Raw genomic sequence first — 16,161 nt, 5'->3', positions numbered from 1 at the left:
GTCCCACACCTCACCCCAACCCTCTCCTTCCAGGAGAGGGAGCCCGTCGCATCTCGTCGCCCTCGTCGCCCTCGCGGCATCGGTCTCCGGCTGCATGGTCGGCCCCGACTATTCCCGTCCCTCCGTCGAGACGCCGCTTGCCTTCAAGGAGGGCGGGGCCCGCGAGGACAGTGCGGCCTATGTCGCGAGCCGCAAGGGGTGGCGCCCGGCCGCCCCCAACGACGGGGCCCAGCGCGGCGACTGGTGGCGGGTTTTTCGGGATCCGGCCCTCGACCGGCTGATCCGCCTCGTCGACGTCGACAACCAATCCCTGCGCGCCCAGGTCGCCGCCTACGAGCAGGCGCGCGGTTTCGTCGCCCAGGCCCGCGCCGCCCTGTTTCCCACGGTGATCGGCGCGCCGAACATCACCCGCTCGCGGGTCGGGGGCTCGGAGCGCACCACCGTCTCGCTCCAGGGGCAGGCGAGCTGGGAGCTCGACCTGTTCGGCCGCATCCGGCGCAACCTCGAGAGCGAGGTCGCCACCGCCCAGGCGAGCGCGGCGGATCTGGCCCTGGTGCGCCTCACCATCCAGTCCGAGGTCGCGAACAACTATTTGAGCCTCAGATATCAGGACTCGCTCCAGCGGGTGTTTGACGAGAACATCGCGGGCTTCAAGAAGAGTCTCGCCATCACCGAGAACCAATACGCGGCGGGTGTGGCCGCGCGGTCCGACGTGATCACCGCCCAGACCCTGTTGCAGACGACGCAGGCCCAGGCCATCGCCATCGGCCTGCAGCGGGCGATCTTCGAGCACGCCCTGGCGACCCTCGTCGGGCGCCCGCCCGCCGAACTGTCCCTGCCCGTCGCGCCGCTCGCCGTGCGCCCGCCCGCCGTGCCGGTGGGCATTCCGTCGGCCCTGCTGGAGCGCCGCCCCGATGTCGCCCAGGCCGAGCGGACCGTGCAGGCCCAGAGCGAGCTCATCGGCGTCGCCGTGGCGGCGTTCTACCCCACGCTCACCCTCTCGGCCTCGGGCGGGGTCTCGGGCCTGACGTCGAACGGCGTGTTCTCGGCCGCCAACCAGGTCTGGTCGGTCGCTGCGGCCGGCACGGAGGTGTTCTACGACGGCGGCGCCCGCGCGGCGGCGCTCCGCATCACCCGCGCGGCCTACGACGCGGCGGTGGCGAATTACCGCCAGACCGTGCTCACCGCCTTCGGGGAGGTCGAGAACGGGCTCTCGGGCGTGCGCATCCTCGCCCGCCAGCAGGCGGCGCAGGACGAGGCCGTGGCCTCGGCCCGGCGCGGTGTCGAGATCACCCTCAACGAGTACCGGGCGGGCACGCAGAACTACACCACGGTGGTGACGGCCCAGTCCATCGCCCTGAACAACGAGATCAACGCCCTGCAGATCCGCCTCAACCGCTTCACCACCGCCGTGGCCCTCATCCGGGCACTCGGCGGCGGCTGGGACGTGCGCAGCCTGCCCACCGGCGACGAACTCAAGGGCACCCGCCTGCCCATCGATTCCGGACAGGCCTTGCGAACGGACGAGTGAGACTGTTTTCCGGATGATCCTTACGGAGACAGTCTCAGGCAGCCCGCGCGGCGCCTGAGCGAAGCCCAGATCCGCATCGCGAAGCGATCGACCGGAACTGGTATGACTCAGCGGGCGATCAGGCGCTCGATCTCGTCGCAGGCGGCCGATACGCCGTCCTCCCGGGTCATGCGCATGCGCGTCTCGGCGCAGGCCTGCGCCACGGTCTCGGAGGCCAGAAGACGGTTGAGGGCTTGGGCGGCCCGGCCTGGGGTGAACCAACGCCGGCCGAGCATGGCGCCGACGCCGAGGCGCTGGAGGCGCTGGCCTTCGTCGAAATGGTCGAACGCCACCGGGACCACGAGCTGCGGGATGCCGGCGGCCAGGGCCTGGGCGACGGTGCCGATGCCGCCGTGGTGGATCAGGGCGGCGGCGCGCGGAAGCAGCACGCTCAAGGGCGCGTAGGGGACATGGATGACGCCCTCCGGCAGATCCGTGGGCATCTGACCGGACTCCGGCGCCAGCATCACGCCACGGCGGCCCATGGTCCGACACAGGGCGCAGGCCGTCCGGAAGAAGGCTTGGCCGTGACGCATCGCCGACCCGTAGGTGAACACCAGGGGTGGTGGCCCTGCCGCGAGGAACTCGCTCAGCTCCGGGCTCAGGGAAGGGGTATCGCCGAGACGATCGACCAGGGGAAAGCCGACCTGCGCGGCCTGGGCCGGCCAATCCGCCTGGGGGGCGGTGAACCACTCCGGAAACATCAGGAGGATCCGCGTCGGGCTGTTCCACCAGTGCCGCAGGCGGCGCACGGGCGCGAGATCGAGGCGCTCGCGCAGGGCGTTGAGTTGGGGCAGGGCGGCCGGGCCGATCACGTAGCGGTCGGCGCCCCGGCCGAGCCAGTGCCGTAGGCGGGACGGCAGCAGGTGGGCGAGGGGGATGCCCGGCAGAACCGGCGCGGCGTGCCGGCTCTCCACCAGCAGGGGCATGACATGCACGGTCACGACGGGCAGGCCGAGCTTGTCCTGCGCCACGCGGGCGCCCAGGCCGAGGGTCGAGGCGACCACGAGGGTCTCGCCTGGTGCGCTGGTACGGGCCAGCCAGTCGTAGGTCTGCTCCGTCGTCGGGGCGAGCTGGTCGAACAGGACGAAGGCCCCCCGCCTCGGATGCCACAAGTCCGGCACCGCGACGGTCCGCTCGTAATCGGCGCGCGTGCCGAGAGCGTGGAACGGCAGGTGAGCGCGGGCCGCCAGCTGCGCGAAGGGGGCGGGCGCCGCCAGAACCGCGGCGTGCCCGCGTCGCACCAGTTCGGCCCCGAGGCCGATGAAGGGAAGGACGTCGCCGTGTGAGCCGACGGCCACCAACTTGATTTGCATGTTCGGTCTGTGATGCCGAGTCCGGGTGTCCCGCTCACATAGGTACAGGGTTCGTGTTCGCCATCCTGCGGTTGTGATTCGGGCCTTGGCGGTGACTGGCCGTCCTGCAACGATGTGCGGAATCTTACGGAGTCGAAGCGTTGTCGCAGCAGGGACGATGCGATGGATCTTCAGTAGAACATGCGGTTTTGCCTGCTGTCCGCGTCATGTTGGCAGGATCGTCCATGCAGCGGCATGCGAATCTGTCGTGAAATCATGCAGCCGGCCCGGGCTTCACATTTCGTTGACTCTGCCGACCGCGAGACGGCCTTTTCGCTTTACATAGAACAAAACAGGAACAAAATGGGAGAGCTCAACGAAAGGCGCTTCCCATGCTCAAGCGGATGATCCTCACCGGCGCGGTCGAATTCATGGCCTTCGGTCTCCTTGCGGTTTCGGTCGCCGCTTGGGCTGTCGCATTGGCGCCGTTGCGATAGCGTTGCCGACGCATCACGGATGGCGGCCTTCCACAGCCAAACGATCCGCTCCGCGCATTCTTGATGGATCGTTCACCACGAGTCGGGCTGTTGGGAGCATGGCGCGCATCCTCAAAGATCCCGGCTTCGTCCACCTCCACGTCCACTCGTCGTTCTCGCTCCTCGAAGGGGCGCTGAAGGTCGGGGACATCGTCAAGGCGGCGGCGGCCGACCGGCAGCCGGCCCTGGCGCTCACCGACACCAACAACCTGTTCGGGGCCCTGGAATTCTCCGAGAAGGCCTCCGGATCGGGGATTCAGCCCATCGCCGGCCTGCAGGTGACGGTGGCCTTCGAGACGCCCGATCCCATGGCGCGGGTGGTTCAGGGGCAGGCCGGCTGCGCCAACGTGGTGGTCCTGGCCCAGGACGAGGCCGGTTACGCGAACCTCCTGCGGCTGGCGAGCCGCGCCTACTTCGACGGCGCCCTCGGCGATGCCCCCCGGGTGAGCGCCGCCGGGCTGGCCGAATGCGCCGGCGGGCTCATCGCCCTCACGGGCGGGACCACCGGACCCCTCGACGGGGCGTTGCGCCAGGGCCGGGCCGAGCTCGCCGCCGCGCGTCTCGCCAAGCTCAAGGCGGCCTTCGGCGAGAGCAACCTCTACGTCGAGATCCTGCGCCACGGCCTGTCCGACGAACGGGCCATCGAGCGCGAGCTGCTCCGGCTCGCCGATGCCAACGGCCTGTCCATCGTGGCCACCAACGAACCGTTCTTCGCGCGTACCGGCGATTACGACGCCCACGACGCGCTGCTCGCCATCGCGGACGGACGCCTCGTCTCCGACGAGCGCCGGCGCAAGCTCACCCCGCGGCACGCTTTCACCACGCGCGCGCAGATGGCCGAGCTGTTTGTCGATCTGCCGGACGCCCTGAACGCCACGGTCGAGATCGCCATGCGCTGCGCCTACCGCGTGCGCACGCGCAAGCCCATCCTGCCGAACTTCGCCCGTGTCACCGCCGACGCCGTCGCCGGTGAGGCCCCCGGTGCAGCCGGGGCGGAGGTGGTGAGATCCGAGCCGGAGGAGCTGCGCGCGCAGGCCATCGCCGGCCTCGACCTGCGCCTCGCCCGGCACGGCACGGCGCCGGGCATGAGCGAGCAGGTCTATCGCGACCGCCTCGCCTTCGAGCTCGACGTCATCGTCGGCATGAAGTTTCCCGGCTACTTCCTCATCGTGTCGGACTTCATCAAGTGGGCCAAGGACCACGACATTCCGGTCGGCCCGGGCCGTGGCTCGGGTGCCGGATCCCTGGTGGCGTGGTCGCTCCTCATCACCGACCTCGACCCGCTTCGCTTCGGCCTGCTGTTCGAGCGCTTCCTCAACCCCGAGCGCGTCTCGATGCCGGATTTCGACATCGACTTCTGCGTCGACGGCCGCGAGCGGGTGATCCAGTACGTGCAGGATCGCTACGGCCACGAGCAGGTCGCGCAGATCATCACCTTCGGTACCCTGCAGGCGCGCGGCGTGCTGCGCGACGTCGGCCGCGTCCTGGAGATGCCCTACGGGCAGGTGGACAAGCTCACGAAGCTGGTGCCGCAGAACCCGGCCAACCCCGTGACCCTGACCCAGGCCATCGAGGGCGAGCCCAAGCTCCAGGCGGCCATGGAGGAGGAGCCCATCGTGGCCCGCCTCATGGAGATCGCCAAGAAGCTGGAGGGCCTGCACCGCCACGCCTCGACCCACGCCGCCGGCGTGGTCATCGGCGACCGGCCCCTCGAACAGCTCGTCCCCCTCTACCGCGATCCGAAGACCGGCATGCGGGTGACCCAGTTCAACATGAAGTGGGTCGAGGCCGCCGGCCTGGTGAAGTTCGACTTCTTGGGTCTGAAGACCCTGACCCTGCTGCGCTACTGCACCGACCTGCTGGCCAAGCGCGGCATCATCGTCGATCTCGCCTCGCTGCCCCTGGACAACGAAGCGACCTACCTGCCGATGAAGCGCGGCGAGACGGTGGGCGTGTTCCAGGTGGAATCCGCCGGCATGCGCAAGGCGCTCGTCGAGATGCAGGCCGACCGGTTCGAGGACATCATCGCCCTCGTGGCCCTCTACCGACCCGGCCCCATGGCCAACATCCCGGTCTATTGCGAGCGCAAGCTCGGGCGCGACACCGGCAACGAGGCGAGCTGGTATCCGCACGCGAAGCTGGAGCCGATCCTGCGCGAGACCTTCGGCATCATCGTCTACCAGGAACAGGTGATGGAGGTGGCCAAGGTGCTGGCCGGGTACTCGCTCGGCGAGGCCGACATGCTGCGCCGCGCCATGGGCAAGAAGATCAAGGCCGAGATGGACGCCCAGCGCGACCGCTTCGTGAAGGGCTGCATCGAGCGCGAGCTCACCAAGGCCAAGGCCGACGAGATCTTCGACCTGCTGGCGAAGTTCGCCGATTACGGCTTCAACAAATCACACGCCGCTGCCTACGCCCTGCTGACCTATCAGACCGCCTACCTGAAGGCGAACCACCCCGTCGAGTTCCTGGCCGCCGCCATGCAGCTCGACATCGACGTGACCGACAAGCTCGCCGAGTTCCGCCAGGACGCCCAGCGCCTCAAGATCGTCGTCGAGCCGCCCTCCATCAACACGTCGGGGGTCAACTTCGAGGTCAAGGACGGCCGCATCGTCTACGCCCTGTCGGCCATCAAGGGCGTGGGCCGCGGCGCCGTCGAATCCATCGTGGAGACCCGGGGGAAGACGCCCTTCCGGGACCTCGCGTGCCTGGCGCGCCGCCTCAACCCGCGCATGATCAACAAGCGCACCCTGGAGAACCTCGTGGCGGCCGGGGCCATGGACACCATCGAGCCGGACCGGGCGCGGGCCTGCGCGGCCATCGAGCCGATGATGAAGCTCGCCCAAGGGGCCGCCGAGGCCGAGAGCACCGGCATCGCCGACATGTTCGGCGGCGTCACCGCGGCCGACGTGACCCTGCGCATCCCGGCCTACGAGGGCTGGCCGATGGCCGACAAGCTCAAGAAGGAATACGACGCCATCGGCTTCTTCCTCTCGGGCCACCCCCTCGACGAGTACGGCGATCTGCTGGGCAAGCTCCGGGTGCAGACCTGGGCCGAGTTCTGCAAGGCGGTGCGGGCTGGCACCACCAGCGTCGGCCGGGTCGCCGCCTCCGTCCTCGACCGGTCCGAGCGCCGGACCAAGACCGGCAACAAGCTCGGCATCGTCATCCTGTCCGACCAGACCGGGCATTTCGAGGCGATCATCTTCTCCGAAGGCCTCGGCCAGTATCGCGAGATCCTGGAGCCCGGACGTCCCCTGGTGCTGCAGATCCAGGCCAATCTCGAAGGCGAGGACGTGCGCGCCCGCATCGTCACCGCCGAACCCCTCGACGTGGCGGTGGCCCGCCACCAGAAGGGCATGCGCATCTATCTCCGCGACGAGCGCTCCATCGCGCCCGTCCAGCAGCGCCTGCAGGTGCGGGGCGAGGGCGAGGTCTCGCTGATCCTCCTCCTCGACAACGGCGACCGCGAGGTCGAGGTGAAGCTGCAGGGTAAGTATCAGGCGACGCCTCAGATCGCGGGCGCGCTCCGGGCCGTGCCGGGGGTGGTTCAGGTGGAGGTGAACTGAGGCGACGGGCTTGCCGCCGGCCTGCTCAGCGCTTGGGGCGCCCCGTCGGCCCGCGCCATGGCATCCAACCGTTCGGCCACCAACGCCTGCAGGGTCCACAGGTGCTCGTCCAGGATCCCCTCCCGCGCGCAGGCCTCGGCGGTGCGGAACAGGTACTCGGCACTCGGCCCGAGATGCCCGGCCCCCGTGGCGATGCGGTCGGCGATCTCGGGCTCCGTCAGGCGGCCGGTGTAGCGGTCGCTGGCGCGGTTGACGACGAAGGTCAGGGCGGTGACCGGGCCGTCGGCGGTCTCCACCACCACCCAACGGGAGGCGTAGCCGTTGCCGCGCATCTCCCGGCGCCAGACCGGCAGCAGGGTGACGTGCGGATCGTCCCCCGCGAGCCGGAACGCGACGCCGCGGCACAGGCCGCCGCGATCGAGGGCCAGGACGAGGCCCGGCCGCTCCGTGCTCCCGCGGAACCGCCGCTGCAGGAGGCAGAACCGACGGTGATAGCCCCGCACCGTTCCGGTGCGCCGCTCGGTGAAGGTGAATTCCGGCTGCCAGATCAGGGAGCCGTAACCGAACACCCACAGGCCCTTCGCGCCGGACGGTCGCCGGGTGAGCGCCTGGGCGAGGCCGGGTTCGAGTTCGTCGTCGGTGAGGAGGGTGAGGGCGCCCGGGTCGTCGCGGACGGGATCGGGATGGGCGCGGGTGATGAGGTCGAGGCTGAGGCTCAACGGGCGTTTTGGCATGCCCCAGGGTCTCATCCCCTCACCGCGGGAGCAAGCCCAGGCCGATCCCGATGGATCAGGCGGGATTGCCGAGGGTCTCGAGTTCCGGAAACGGCTCCGTACGGTGCCCGTTGCAGATCTCCTCATCGTCGGACACCACGCCGAGCACGCCGCCCGTGTCCCGGATCACGGCCTTCGCCCGCTCGCCCTTGCCGAACGTCCGCCCCTTCATCCGCGTCGAGACGCAGTAGAGGGTGCGCCCGCCATCCTCGAACGGACCTGAGATGCGGCTGTGCTCGAACCGTATGGGGATCACCGAGACGGAGCCGAAATCCACCTGCGCCAGGGCGAGGGCGGCGATGCGGGTGCGGAGCGTCGCGTCAGCCGCCGCTGCGGGAGGACGGGCGATGCAGGCCGAGAGGCCGCAGGCGCAGCCGAGGACCAAGAACCGCGCGAGAATTCCCATCACCATCCTGTCCGTCCGTGCTTAGGCGGAAGCGTAGGACGGTTCTCGCAAAACGGGAAGTTTTTGGGCGCTACAATCGAATGTCCCACCATGCTTTTCCTTCCCGCCGGCATCGGCCTATGGAGAGGCATGCAATGGACCGACGACGGCCTCGTGCTCGGCCTGCGCCGTCAGGGCGAGACGAGCGTGGTGCTCGAACTCATGACCGCCGCGCACGGACGCCATCTCGGCCTCGTCCATGGCGGCCGCTCGCGCCGGATGCAGCCCGTGCTCCAGCCCGGCAACCGGGTCCAGGCCACGTGGCGCGCGCGCCTCGACGACAGCCTTGGCGCCTACGCCGTCGAGCCCATCGAATCCGTGGCCGCGCGGCTCATGGGATCGGGGCTCGCCCTTCACGGCATCGCGCACCTCGCCGGTCTCCTGCGCCTGCTGCCCGAGCGCGACCCGCACCCGCAACTCTACGCGGCCGCCCGCATCCTCATCGATCACCTCCACGATCCCGACATCGCCCCGCCCCTGATGGTGCGGTTCGAACTCGCGATCCTGGCGGATCTCGGCTTCGGTCTCGATCTGTCCGCCTGCGCCGCGACGGGGGGCAACGACGCCCTCATCTACGTCTCGCCCCGCTCGGGCCGGGCGGTGAGCGCGTCGGCGGGCGAGCCCTATCGCGACCGCTTGCTCGCCCTGCCGGACTTCCTGCGGGAGCGGGCGCCGGGCGATCCACTGCCGATGACCCCCGAGGGCGCCGACGTTACGGCGGGGTTTACCTTGACGGGGTACTTCCTCGATCAGCACATCTGGGGACCGCGCGCGCTGCCGCCCCCGGATGCCCGGGCGCGCTTCGTTGCCTTGGGGACGGGAAGCGCCTAAGTCATGTTCTTGATTTGTTCTGATATGGGGCCGCGTCGCCCCTGGAGATCGTGATGGGCCAGCCCTTCGAGCCGCCGTCGGGCTCCGACGGCATCGAGAGCGTCGAGCTGAAATCCGCCCTGGAGGACCGCTACCTCGCCTATGCGCTCTCGACCATCATGCACCGGGCGCTGCCCGATGCCCGCGACGGGCTGAAGCCCGTCCACCGGCGCATCCTGTTCGCCATGCGGCTGCTGAAGCTCGACCCGACCTCGGCGTTCAAGAAATGCGCCCGCATCGTCGGCGACGTCATCGGCAAGTACCATCCGCACGGCGACACGGCGGCCTACGACGCCCTGGTGCGCATGGCCCAGGACTTCGCCCAGCGCTATCCGCTGGTCGACGGCCAGGGCAATTTCGGCAACATCGACGGCGATAACGCCGCCGCCCAGCGCTACACCGAAGCCCGGATGACGGAGGTCGCGCGCCTCCTCATGGAGGGGCTCGACGACGATTCCGTCGATTTCCGCCCGAACTACGACGGGCAGGAAGAGGAGCCGGTGGTACTCCCGGCGGCCTTTCCGAACCTGCTCGCCAACGGCTCCCAGGGCATCGCCGTCGGCATGGCGACCTCGATCCCGCCGCACAACGCCGCCGAACTCTGCGACGCGGCGCTCTATCTCATCACCCGCCCGGAGGCGACCTCGGCCCAGCTCCTCACCTTCGTGAAGGGGCCGGACTTCCCAACCGGGGGCATCCTCATCGACAGCGCCGAATCCATCACCGAGGCCTACCGCACCGGGCGCGGCGGATTTCGCGTGCGCGCCCGCTGGGCCAAGGAGGATCTCGGGCGGGGCACCTGGACCATCGTGGTCACTGAGATTCCCTACGGGGTGCAGAAGGCGCGCCTCATCGAGAAGCTCGCGGAGCTGCTGCAGGAGCGCAAGCTCCCGCTGCTCGCCGACGTGCGCGACGAATCGGCGGAGGATGTCCGCATCGTGCTGGAGCCGCGCGCCCGCAACGTCGATCCCGTCATCCTGATGGAGTCGCTGTTCCGACTCACCGAGTTGGAGGCCCGCATCTCCCTCAACATGAACGTGCTGGTCGGCGGCCTCGTCCCCCGGGTCATCGGTCTGGCCGAAGCCCTGCGGGAGTGGCTCGACCATCGCCGGGTCGTGTTGCAGCGCCGCTCGCGCCACCGCCTCGCCCAGATCGACCGGCGCCTCGAGATCCTCGGCGGCCTGCTCATCGTCTACCTCGACCTCGACGAGGTCATCCGCATCATCCGCGAGGAGGACGAGCCGAAGGCCGCCCTGATGAAGCGGTTCGAACTGACGGAGATCCAGGCCAACGCCATCCTCGACACCCGCCTGCGCTCCCTGCGCAAGCTCGAGGAGATGGAACTCAAGCGCGAACTCGACACCCTGACGACGGAGAAGCTCGGGATCGAGGAACTCCTCGGCTCCGACAAGCTGCAATGGGCCGACATCACCAAGCAGATCCGCGCGGTGAAGAAGACCTTCGGACCCGAGACCAAGATCGGTGCCCGGCGCACCACCCTCGAGAACCCACCTGACACCGCCGGCATCGACTTCACCTCGGCCATGGTCGAGCGCGAGCCCATCACCGTCATCGTCTCGGCCAAGGGCTGGATCCGGGCGCTGAAGGGGCACGTGGCGGACCTCTCAGGCGTCGCCTTCAAGGGCGACGACAGCCTGAAGATCGCGTTCCCGAGCGAGACCACGGCCAAGCTCCTCGTGCTGGCCTCCAACGGCAAGGTGTTCACCCTGGAGGCGGCCAAGCTCCCCGGTGGCCGCGGCTTCGGCGACCCGATCCGCCTCATGGTGGATTTCGACGACGGCACCGAGATCGTCGCGGCCCTGCCGTATCAGCCGGGCGCCAAGCTGCTGGTGGCGGCCTCCGACGGGCGCGGCTTCGTGGCGCCGGCCGACGCTCTGGTGGCCAACACCCGCAAGGGCAAGGGCATCATGGGCCTCGATGCGCCGGCCACCGCGATCCTGCTGGTGCCGGCGACCGGCGACCACGTCGCCGTCTGCAGCGCCGACCGTCTGCTCCTGGTCTTCCCCCTCGCGGAGATGCCCGAACTGGTGCGCGGCAAGGGCGTGCGTCTGCAACGCTGCCGCCAGACAACCCTGACGGATGCCTGCGTCTTCACCCTCGCCGAGGGCCTGCCGTGGCGCGAGACCGGGGGCGAGGCGCGCCTCGCCCAGGCGAGCATCCTGGAGAAATGGATGGGCCACCGCTCCGACGCCGGGACGCTCATGACCCGGAGCTTCCCGAAGTTCGAGCGGTTCGGCAAATAGGCCGCTGGTTCGTCGAGTGACCCGCCAGAACGACAATGCCCGCCGAAGCGGGCATTGTCGTTGATCGATACGGGCCGAAGCGGCGTCTGGCGCTCGAAACGTCAGCGGCGACGGAACTGGCCGCGCATTGGCGGACGCGGACCGGCGGAACGCTCGTCCTTGTGGCGGAACACGAGGCGGCCCTTCTCGAGGTCGTAGGGCGACATTTCGACGGTGACGCGATCGCCCGCCAGAGTCTTGATGCGGTTCTTCTTCATCTTGCCGGCCGTGTAGGCCACGATCTCGTGCCCCTGGTCGAGCTGCACGCGGTAGCGTGCGTCCGGCAGGATCTCGATCACGAGACCGTCGAACTGCATCAATTCTTCTTTCGCCATCCACACTCTCCAAGCGGGACAGCCAGAACGGGGCGACCCGGAATATAAAACGAAGCCGTTCGGCAAAACGCGGCGGGCGGCGGGTCCGATCCCATCGGATGCGCAACACCGGCGAGCGTTGCCCCGACATAATGTTGGGATCGGCGCGAAGCAAGCTTTTCCGGCCCGATGGCGAATCCCATCGACAGGGAAGCATGGAAATCAGCCATCGCCCTTCCGATCGAACACGCGATCGCGCCGGCCGCCGGGACCGTCGATCTCAAGGGTCGATCGTATTGCCCGCGTAATCGATCCGCCCGTCCGGCGTGCGGCGCCAGACCTGCAGGACGTAGGCCGGTCGGCGCGGATCGGCCTTGAGGTCGCCGCGTGCGTCGTAGGCGAGGGGGCCGAGCACCGTCTTCACGGCCGTGCCGCCACGAAGGAAGGCGGCCACCGCCCGGGCGTCCGTCGATCGCGCGCCCAGCATCCCGCCCCGCAGCACCTCCACGGCGGCGTAACCTTGTGCGGCGAAGACCTGTGCGGCGAGGATCTCGGCCTCCGGCATGCGCGGCTTCGTCGGGGACGGCTTGACCTCGGGCAGGCGCGTAACCGGCGCCACGGTCATCACCGTGCCGTCGGCCGCGGCGACCTGGGACAGTTCCTTGTCCAGAAGCCCGTCGCTGCCGACGAGGGGCGCGTCGAGACCCGCCTCGCGCATGGCCCGCAGGAGCACGATGGCCTCCGTCGCGAGGCCGCCGAAATAAACGACGTCCACCCGTGCCCGTTTCAGGCGGCCGGCGAGGGCGGACAGATCCTTGTCGCCCCGCGACAGGGCCTCGAAAGCGGCCTCGCCCTGGGCCGCCGCCTTCAGGGTCCGCGCCACGCCATCGACGAGGCCGCGTCCGAAGGTGGTCTTGTCGTGCACGAGGCCGATGCGGCGTCCGGCGAACTGCCTGGCGAGGTAGGCCCCCGCGAGCGCGCTCTGCCCGGCTTCGTTGGCGCCGGTGCGAAACACGTTCCAATGGCCGCCGGCCGTCAGGGGCGCCCAGGCGACCCCTGTCGTGACCGCGACGATGCCGGATTCCGCGTAGACCGGAATCGTCGCGCCGGCCACGGCGGCGTTGAGGGGGCCGACGATGAAGCCGATCCGCTCCGCGGCGAACCGGCGTGCCACTGCGAGCCCCTGTTTGCCGTCGCCGGCATCGTCCGCCACCACCAGGACGAGGCGCTGTCCATGGACGCCGCCCGTGCGATTGATCTCGGCGACCGCCTGTTCGGCACCGGCGCGCATCCCCTGCCCGAACGCGGCGTCCTGTCCGGTGAGGGGGGCCGAGAGCCCGATGACGAGGGGACCGGGCTGAGCCTGGGCGGCGCTGGCGAAGAGCGCGAGAGCCACCGCAAAACGTCTCATTGGGCCTGTCCTCGCACCCCGAACCCGGAAAGATGGCGCCAGGATAGGCCGGCGCAAAGCGTGCGCAAGGTTACGTCCTGGCGCTCGGGTCCTGGCGCTCGGGTCCCGTCGGCCGCATTGTCCTGGCGTCGGGGGAGCTTACCTCCCGTCTTCCGTGTTGCGCGGAGAGGGGCCGTCGTCCCAGATCCCGGAGTCAATCATGCTCTCCACCGAGAACGACATCCTCAGCGCGGCCGAGGCGTGGCGCCGTGCCGGACGCGGCGTGGCCCTCGCCACGGTGATCGAGACCTGGGGCTCGGCACCCCGACCCGTGGGCAGTCACCTCGTCGTCGATTCCGAGGGCAACTTCCTCGGCTCCGTCTCGGGGGGCTGTGTCGAAGGCGCGGTCATCACCGAGGGCATGGACGCCATCGCCGATGGGCGGCCGCGCGTCGTCGCGTTCGGCGTCGCCGACGAGACCGCCTGGCGGGTCGGCCTGTCCTGCGGCGGGCGCATCCGCGTCTATGTCGAGCCGGTGGCCTGAGGCCGCCATGCAGCTCGATGTTCTGACCCTTCTCAATGCCGAGCGCGCCGCCCGGCGCGCCGCCATCCTGGTGACCGACCTCGACGGCGGAGCGCAGCGCGTGGTGCGCGAGGCCGAGATTCCCGCCGATCCCCTCGCCGCACTCCTCGCCAAGCGACTGGCGTCGGGCAAGGGCGGTCTCGTCGAGGTCGAGGGCCGCGAGGTCTTCCTCACCGTGCAGGCCCCGCCCGTGCGCCTCGTGATCATCGGCGCCGTGCATATCAGCCAGGCCCTGTGTCCCATGGCGATGGCCCTCGATCTCGCCGTCGCCGTCATCGACCCGCGCACGGCCTTCGCGACCCCTGAGCGCTTTCCCGGGATCGAGCTCGTCACCCTCTGGCCCGACGAGGCCCTGGGCGGTGCCGTCCCGGCCCTCGACCGCTACTGCGCCGTCGCCGCCCTGACGCACGATCCGAAGATCGACGACCCCGCCCTGATGGCGGCCCTGCGCGCCGAGTGCTTCTACATCGGGGCGCTGGGCTCGCGAAAAACCCATGCGGCCCGCGTCGGGCGGCTCGAACGGGCCGGGTTCCCGCCCGATGCCATCGCGCGGATCGCCGCCCCCATCGGCCTCGACATCGGGGCCGTGAGTCCGGCCGAGATCGCCGTGTCCATCCTCGCTCAGGTCGTGGCGGCGCAGCGCACGCCCCGCGCCGGGGCGCGGGCGTGAGATTCGGGGCGGTCCCGACCCGCGAGGCCGCCGGCCTCATCGCGGCCCATACGGTTCGCGAGCATGGCGTGATCCTGCGCAAGGGGCAGCCGATCCCGGCCGAGGACGCGGCCCGCCTCCATGCGGCGGGCGTGAGGGAGATCGTGGCGGTTAGCCTCGAACCGGGGGATGTCGGCGAGGATGCCGCGGCCGAGCGGCTCGCCCTGCGCCTGGCCGGACCGGGCCTGCGCCGCGATTCGCCGTTCACCGGGCGCTGCAACCTGTTCGCCGGGCAGGCCGGACTCCTCCTCCTCGACCGGGCCGGCATCGACGCCGTGAATGCCGTCGACGAGGCCATCACGGTCGCGACGCTGCCGGCCTTTCGCCCGGTGGCGGCCGGCGAGATGGTCGCCACCGTGAAGATCATCCCGTACGCCGTCGCGGGCGCCGCTCTAGAGCACGCCTGCCGGATCGCGCCCGACAGGGCCGTGCGGGTCGCGCCCTACACGCGCACCCGGGTCGGCGTGGTCTCGACGCTGCTCCCCGGTCTCAAGGATGCGACCGTCGACAAGACCCTGGCGACCCTGGCCCGGCGCCTCGCACCCACGGGGGCGGGAATCGTCGCCGAGTCCCGGGTTCCGCACGAGGCCGGTGCGGTCGGCGCCGCGATCCGGGCCCGCGTGACGGAGGGCGCCGACCTCGTGGTGGTGTTCGGCGCCTCCGCCATCACCGACCGGCGCGACGTGATTCCGGCGGGAATCGAGTCCGCCGGCGGTCGGATCGACCACCTCGGCATGCCCGTCGATCCGGGCAACCTCCTGCTCGTCGGGGCGCTCGGCGCGGTCCCGGTGATCGGCGCGCCCGGCTGTGCCCGGTCGCCGAAGGAGAACGGGTTCGACTGGATCCTGCACCGGCTGCTCGCCGGGCTCGCCGTCACCCGCGCCGACATCGTCGGCCTCGGGGTCGGCGGCCTTCTCATGGAGATCGGGTCGCGGCCCCAGCCCCGTTCCGGCGGGACCCCGGCCGACGACGATGACCACTGACTTCGGGCTCGTGCTCCTGGCCGCCGGGCGCGGCACCCGGTTCGGTCCGGCGCCGAAGCTCCTGAGCCTCCTCGACGGCGAGCCCCTGGTGCGCCACGCGGCGCGGGCCGCCCTGGCCGCGCGGCTCGGTCCGGTGGTGGCGGTGCTCGGCGCCCATGGGCCGGCCGTGCGCGCGGCCCTGGAAGGGCTCGACCTCACCTGCATCGACAACCCGGCCCATGGGGAAGGTCTGTCCACGTCGCTGCGGGTCGGCCTCGATGCGCTGCCCGCCGCGGACGCGATCCTCGTGCTGCTCGGCGACATGCCACGGATCGGGCCCCACCACCTCATCGCCCTGGCGGACGCCTTCGCCGAGGGCGATCCGGCGGCTGTCGTGCCCCTCCATGACGGACAGCGCGGCAATCCGGTGCTGCTCGATCGCCGGCGCCTCGGCGCCGATCTCGCCACGCTCGCGGGCGATCAGGGCGCGGGCCGCCTCCTGGCCCGGCGCACGGACGTCCGTGAAGTGCCCATGGACAGGGCCGTGCTTCAGGACGTCGATACGCCCGAAGCCCTCGCCGGCCTATGACCCGTCGGGATCGGCCTTGCCGCGCTTGGCCTCGGCCCGGCAGCGGTCCGAGCAGTAGCGCACCTCGTCCCAGACCCGCTCCCACTTCTTGCGCCACGCGAACGGCTTTCGGCAGTTCACGCAGGTCTTGGTGGGAAGGTCGGATTTCTTGCGCATCCGCGCCATGGAAGGGTCCTGATGGAAGGGTCCTGCATGAACGGGCCCCGATGTCGCCGGGTCGTTGTCTCGGTCGAAGGTCGTATCCGGCCCCGAA

The 16,161-nt window shown here is 70.2% G+C and carries 13 protein-coding genes and 1 pseudogene; 8 read left to right on the top strand and 6 right to left on the bottom strand.

Features of this window, described 5'->3' with window-relative positions; translation table 11 throughout:
• Window positions 1-67: 67 nt before the first annotated feature.
• A pseudogene (locus ASF22_RS01390) lies at window positions 68-1,531 on the top strand (efflux transporter outer membrane subunit); the annotation flags it as partial.
• Window positions 1,532-1,638: 107 nt separating this feature from the next.
• Here the strand turns inward: ASF22_RS01390 and ASF22_RS01385 are convergent.
• The gene (locus ASF22_RS01385) at window positions 1,639-2,886 is read right to left on the bottom strand and encodes a nucleotide disphospho-sugar-binding domain-containing protein (RefSeq protein WP_056260769.1); all 1,248 of its coding nucleotides are present in this window, start codon (window positions 2,884-2,886) and stop codon (window positions 1,639-1,641) included.
• A 574-nt stretch (window positions 2,887-3,460) separates the two neighbouring features.
• Between ASF22_RS01385 and dnaE the strand changes: the two genes are divergently transcribed.
• On the top strand, window positions 3,461-6,970 hold the full coding sequence (dnaE, locus tag ASF22_RS01380; RefSeq protein WP_056260766.1) for a DNA polymerase III subunit alpha: 3,510 nt from the start codon (window positions 3,461-3,463) through the stop codon (window positions 6,968-6,970).
• Here dnaE and ASF22_RS01375 read toward each other — a convergent pair.
• A complete protein-coding gene (locus tag ASF22_RS01375) occupies window positions 6,952-7,704 on the bottom strand; it encodes a gamma-glutamylcyclotransferase (RefSeq protein ID WP_056260765.1) in 753 nt (250 codons plus the stop codon). The two genes, dnaE and ASF22_RS01375, sit on opposite strands and share 19 nt — an antisense overlap.
• A 55-nt stretch (window positions 7,705-7,759) precedes the next feature.
• Entirely contained in the window at window positions 7,760-8,149 is a 390-nt protein-coding gene (locus ASF22_RS01370; protein ID WP_244474175.1) for a hypothetical protein, read from the bottom strand.
• A 129-nt stretch (window positions 8,150-8,278) separates the two neighbouring features.
• On the opposite strand from ASF22_RS01370, the gene recO reads away from it, so the two are divergent.
• Both recO and parC read left to right on the top strand, forming a co-directional pair.
• Window positions 8,279-9,019: a DNA repair protein RecO gene (gene recO / locus ASF22_RS01365; RefSeq protein ID WP_056260937.1), complete on the top strand. Its 741-nt coding sequence runs from the start codon at window positions 8,279-8,281 to the stop codon at window positions 9,017-9,019.
• Window positions 9,020-9,072: 53 nt separating this feature from the next.
• Window positions 9,073-11,322 carry a DNA topoisomerase IV subunit A gene (gene parC / locus ASF22_RS01360; protein ID WP_056260761.1) on the top strand — a complete coding sequence of 750 codons (2,250 nt, stop codon included), beginning with the start codon at window positions 9,073-9,075 and terminating at the stop codon, window positions 11,320-11,322.
• Between the two features lie 101 nt (window positions 11,323-11,423).
• Here parC and infA read toward each other — a convergent pair whose 3' ends face one another.
• Window positions 11,424-11,696: a translation initiation factor IF-1 gene (infA, locus tag ASF22_RS01355; RefSeq protein WP_055947419.1), complete on the bottom strand. Its 273-nt coding sequence runs from the start codon at window positions 11,694-11,696 to the stop codon at window positions 11,424-11,426.
• A 259-nt stretch (window positions 11,697-11,955) separates the two neighbouring features.
• The gene (locus tag ASF22_RS01350) at window positions 11,956-13,086 is read right to left on the bottom strand and encodes a branched-chain amino acid ABC transporter substrate-binding protein (RefSeq protein ID WP_056260759.1); all 1,131 of its coding nucleotides are present in this window, start codon (window positions 13,084-13,086) and stop codon (window positions 11,956-11,958) included.
• A gap of 199 nt (window positions 13,087-13,285) precedes the next feature.
• On the opposite strand from ASF22_RS01350, the gene ASF22_RS01345 reads away from it, so the two are divergent.
• The 4 genes from ASF22_RS01345 to ASF22_RS01330 are packed head-to-tail and all read left to right on the top strand — an operon-like array spanning window position 13,286 to window position 15,908.
• Complete coding sequence (locus ASF22_RS01345) at window positions 13,286-13,609, top strand: XdhC family protein (protein ID WP_056260757.1); 324 nt, start codon at window positions 13,286-13,288, stop codon at window positions 13,607-13,609.
• Window positions 13,610-13,616: 7 nt separating this feature from the next.
• Window positions 13,617-14,318 (top strand): XdhC family protein, encoded by a 702-nt coding sequence (locus ASF22_RS01340; RefSeq protein ID WP_056260756.1) that lies wholly within the window; start codon window positions 13,617-13,619, stop codon window positions 14,316-14,318.
• Entirely contained in the window at window positions 14,315-15,340 is a 1,026-nt protein-coding gene (locus ASF22_RS01335; protein WP_056170346.1) for a molybdopterin-binding protein, read from the top strand. The genes ASF22_RS01340 and ASF22_RS01335 overlap by 4 nt, the downstream gene beginning before the upstream one ends.
• Window positions 15,330-15,908, top strand: a complete 579-nt coding sequence (locus tag ASF22_RS01330; RefSeq protein ID WP_056260753.1) for a nucleotidyltransferase family protein — start codon at window positions 15,330-15,332, stop codon at window positions 15,906-15,908. Before ASF22_RS01335 ends, ASF22_RS01330 begins: the two co-directional genes overlap by 11 nt.
• Here ASF22_RS01330 and ASF22_RS22745 read toward each other — a convergent pair.
• The gene (locus ASF22_RS22745) at window positions 15,903-16,073 is read right to left on the bottom strand and encodes a DUF2256 domain-containing protein (protein WP_082478927.1); all 171 of its coding nucleotides are present in this window, start codon (window positions 16,071-16,073) and stop codon (window positions 15,903-15,905) included. The genes ASF22_RS01330 and ASF22_RS22745 overlap by 6 nt on opposite strands.
• Between the last annotated feature and the right edge of the window lie 88 nt (window positions 16,074-16,161).

It is taken from the genome of Methylobacterium sp. Leaf87 (assembly GCF_001422775.1).
Lineage (GTDB): Bacteria > Pseudomonadota > Alphaproteobacteria > Rhizobiales > Beijerinckiaceae > Methylobacterium.
Note: the sequence above shows the minus strand (reverse complement) of the source record. Positions and strands in the feature narration are given on the sequence as shown.

What these genes read in the sequence shown, in the direction of transcription:
- ASF22_RS01385 (WP_056260769.1), bottom strand. Translation starts at nt 2,886, where the DNA reads ATGCAAATCAAGTTGGTGGCCGTCGGCTCACACGGCGACGTCCTTCCC.
- dnaE (WP_056260766.1), top strand. Translation starts at nt 3,461, where the DNA reads ATGGCGCGCATCCTCAAAGATCCCGGCTTCGTCCACCTCCACGTCCAC.
- ASF22_RS01375 (WP_056260765.1), bottom strand. Translation starts at nt 7,704, where the DNA reads ATGCCAAAACGCCCGTTGAGCCTCAGCCTCGACCTCATCACCCGCGCC.
- ASF22_RS01370 (WP_244474175.1), bottom strand. Translation starts at nt 8,149, where the DNA reads ATGGGAATTCTCGCGCGGTTCTTGGTCCTCGGCTGCGCCTGCGGCCTC.
- recO (WP_056260937.1), top strand. Translation starts at nt 8,279, where the DNA reads ATGCAATGGACCGACGACGGCCTCGTGCTCGGCCTGCGCCGTCAGGGC.
- parC (WP_056260761.1), top strand. Translation starts at nt 9,073, where the DNA reads ATGGGCCAGCCCTTCGAGCCGCCGTCGGGCTCCGACGGCATCGAGAGC.
- infA (WP_055947419.1), bottom strand. Translation starts at nt 11,696, where the DNA reads ATGGCGAAAGAAGAATTGATGCAGTTCGACGGTCTCGTGATCGAGATC.
- ASF22_RS01350 (WP_056260759.1), bottom strand. Translation starts at nt 13,086, where the DNA reads ATGAGACGTTTTGCGGTGGCTCTCGCGCTCTTCGCCAGCGCCGCCCAG.
- ASF22_RS01345 (WP_056260757.1), top strand. Translation starts at nt 13,286, where the DNA reads ATGCTCTCCACCGAGAACGACATCCTCAGCGCGGCCGAGGCGTGGCGC.
- ASF22_RS01340 (WP_056260756.1), top strand. Translation starts at nt 13,617, where the DNA reads ATGCAGCTCGATGTTCTGACCCTTCTCAATGCCGAGCGCGCCGCCCGG.
- ASF22_RS01330 (WP_056260753.1), top strand. Translation starts at nt 15,330, where the DNA reads ATGACCACTGACTTCGGGCTCGTGCTCCTGGCCGCCGGGCGCGGCACC.
- ASF22_RS22745 (WP_082478927.1), bottom strand. Translation starts at nt 16,073, where the DNA reads ATGGCGCGGATGCGCAAGAAATCCGACCTTCCCACCAAGACCTGCGTG.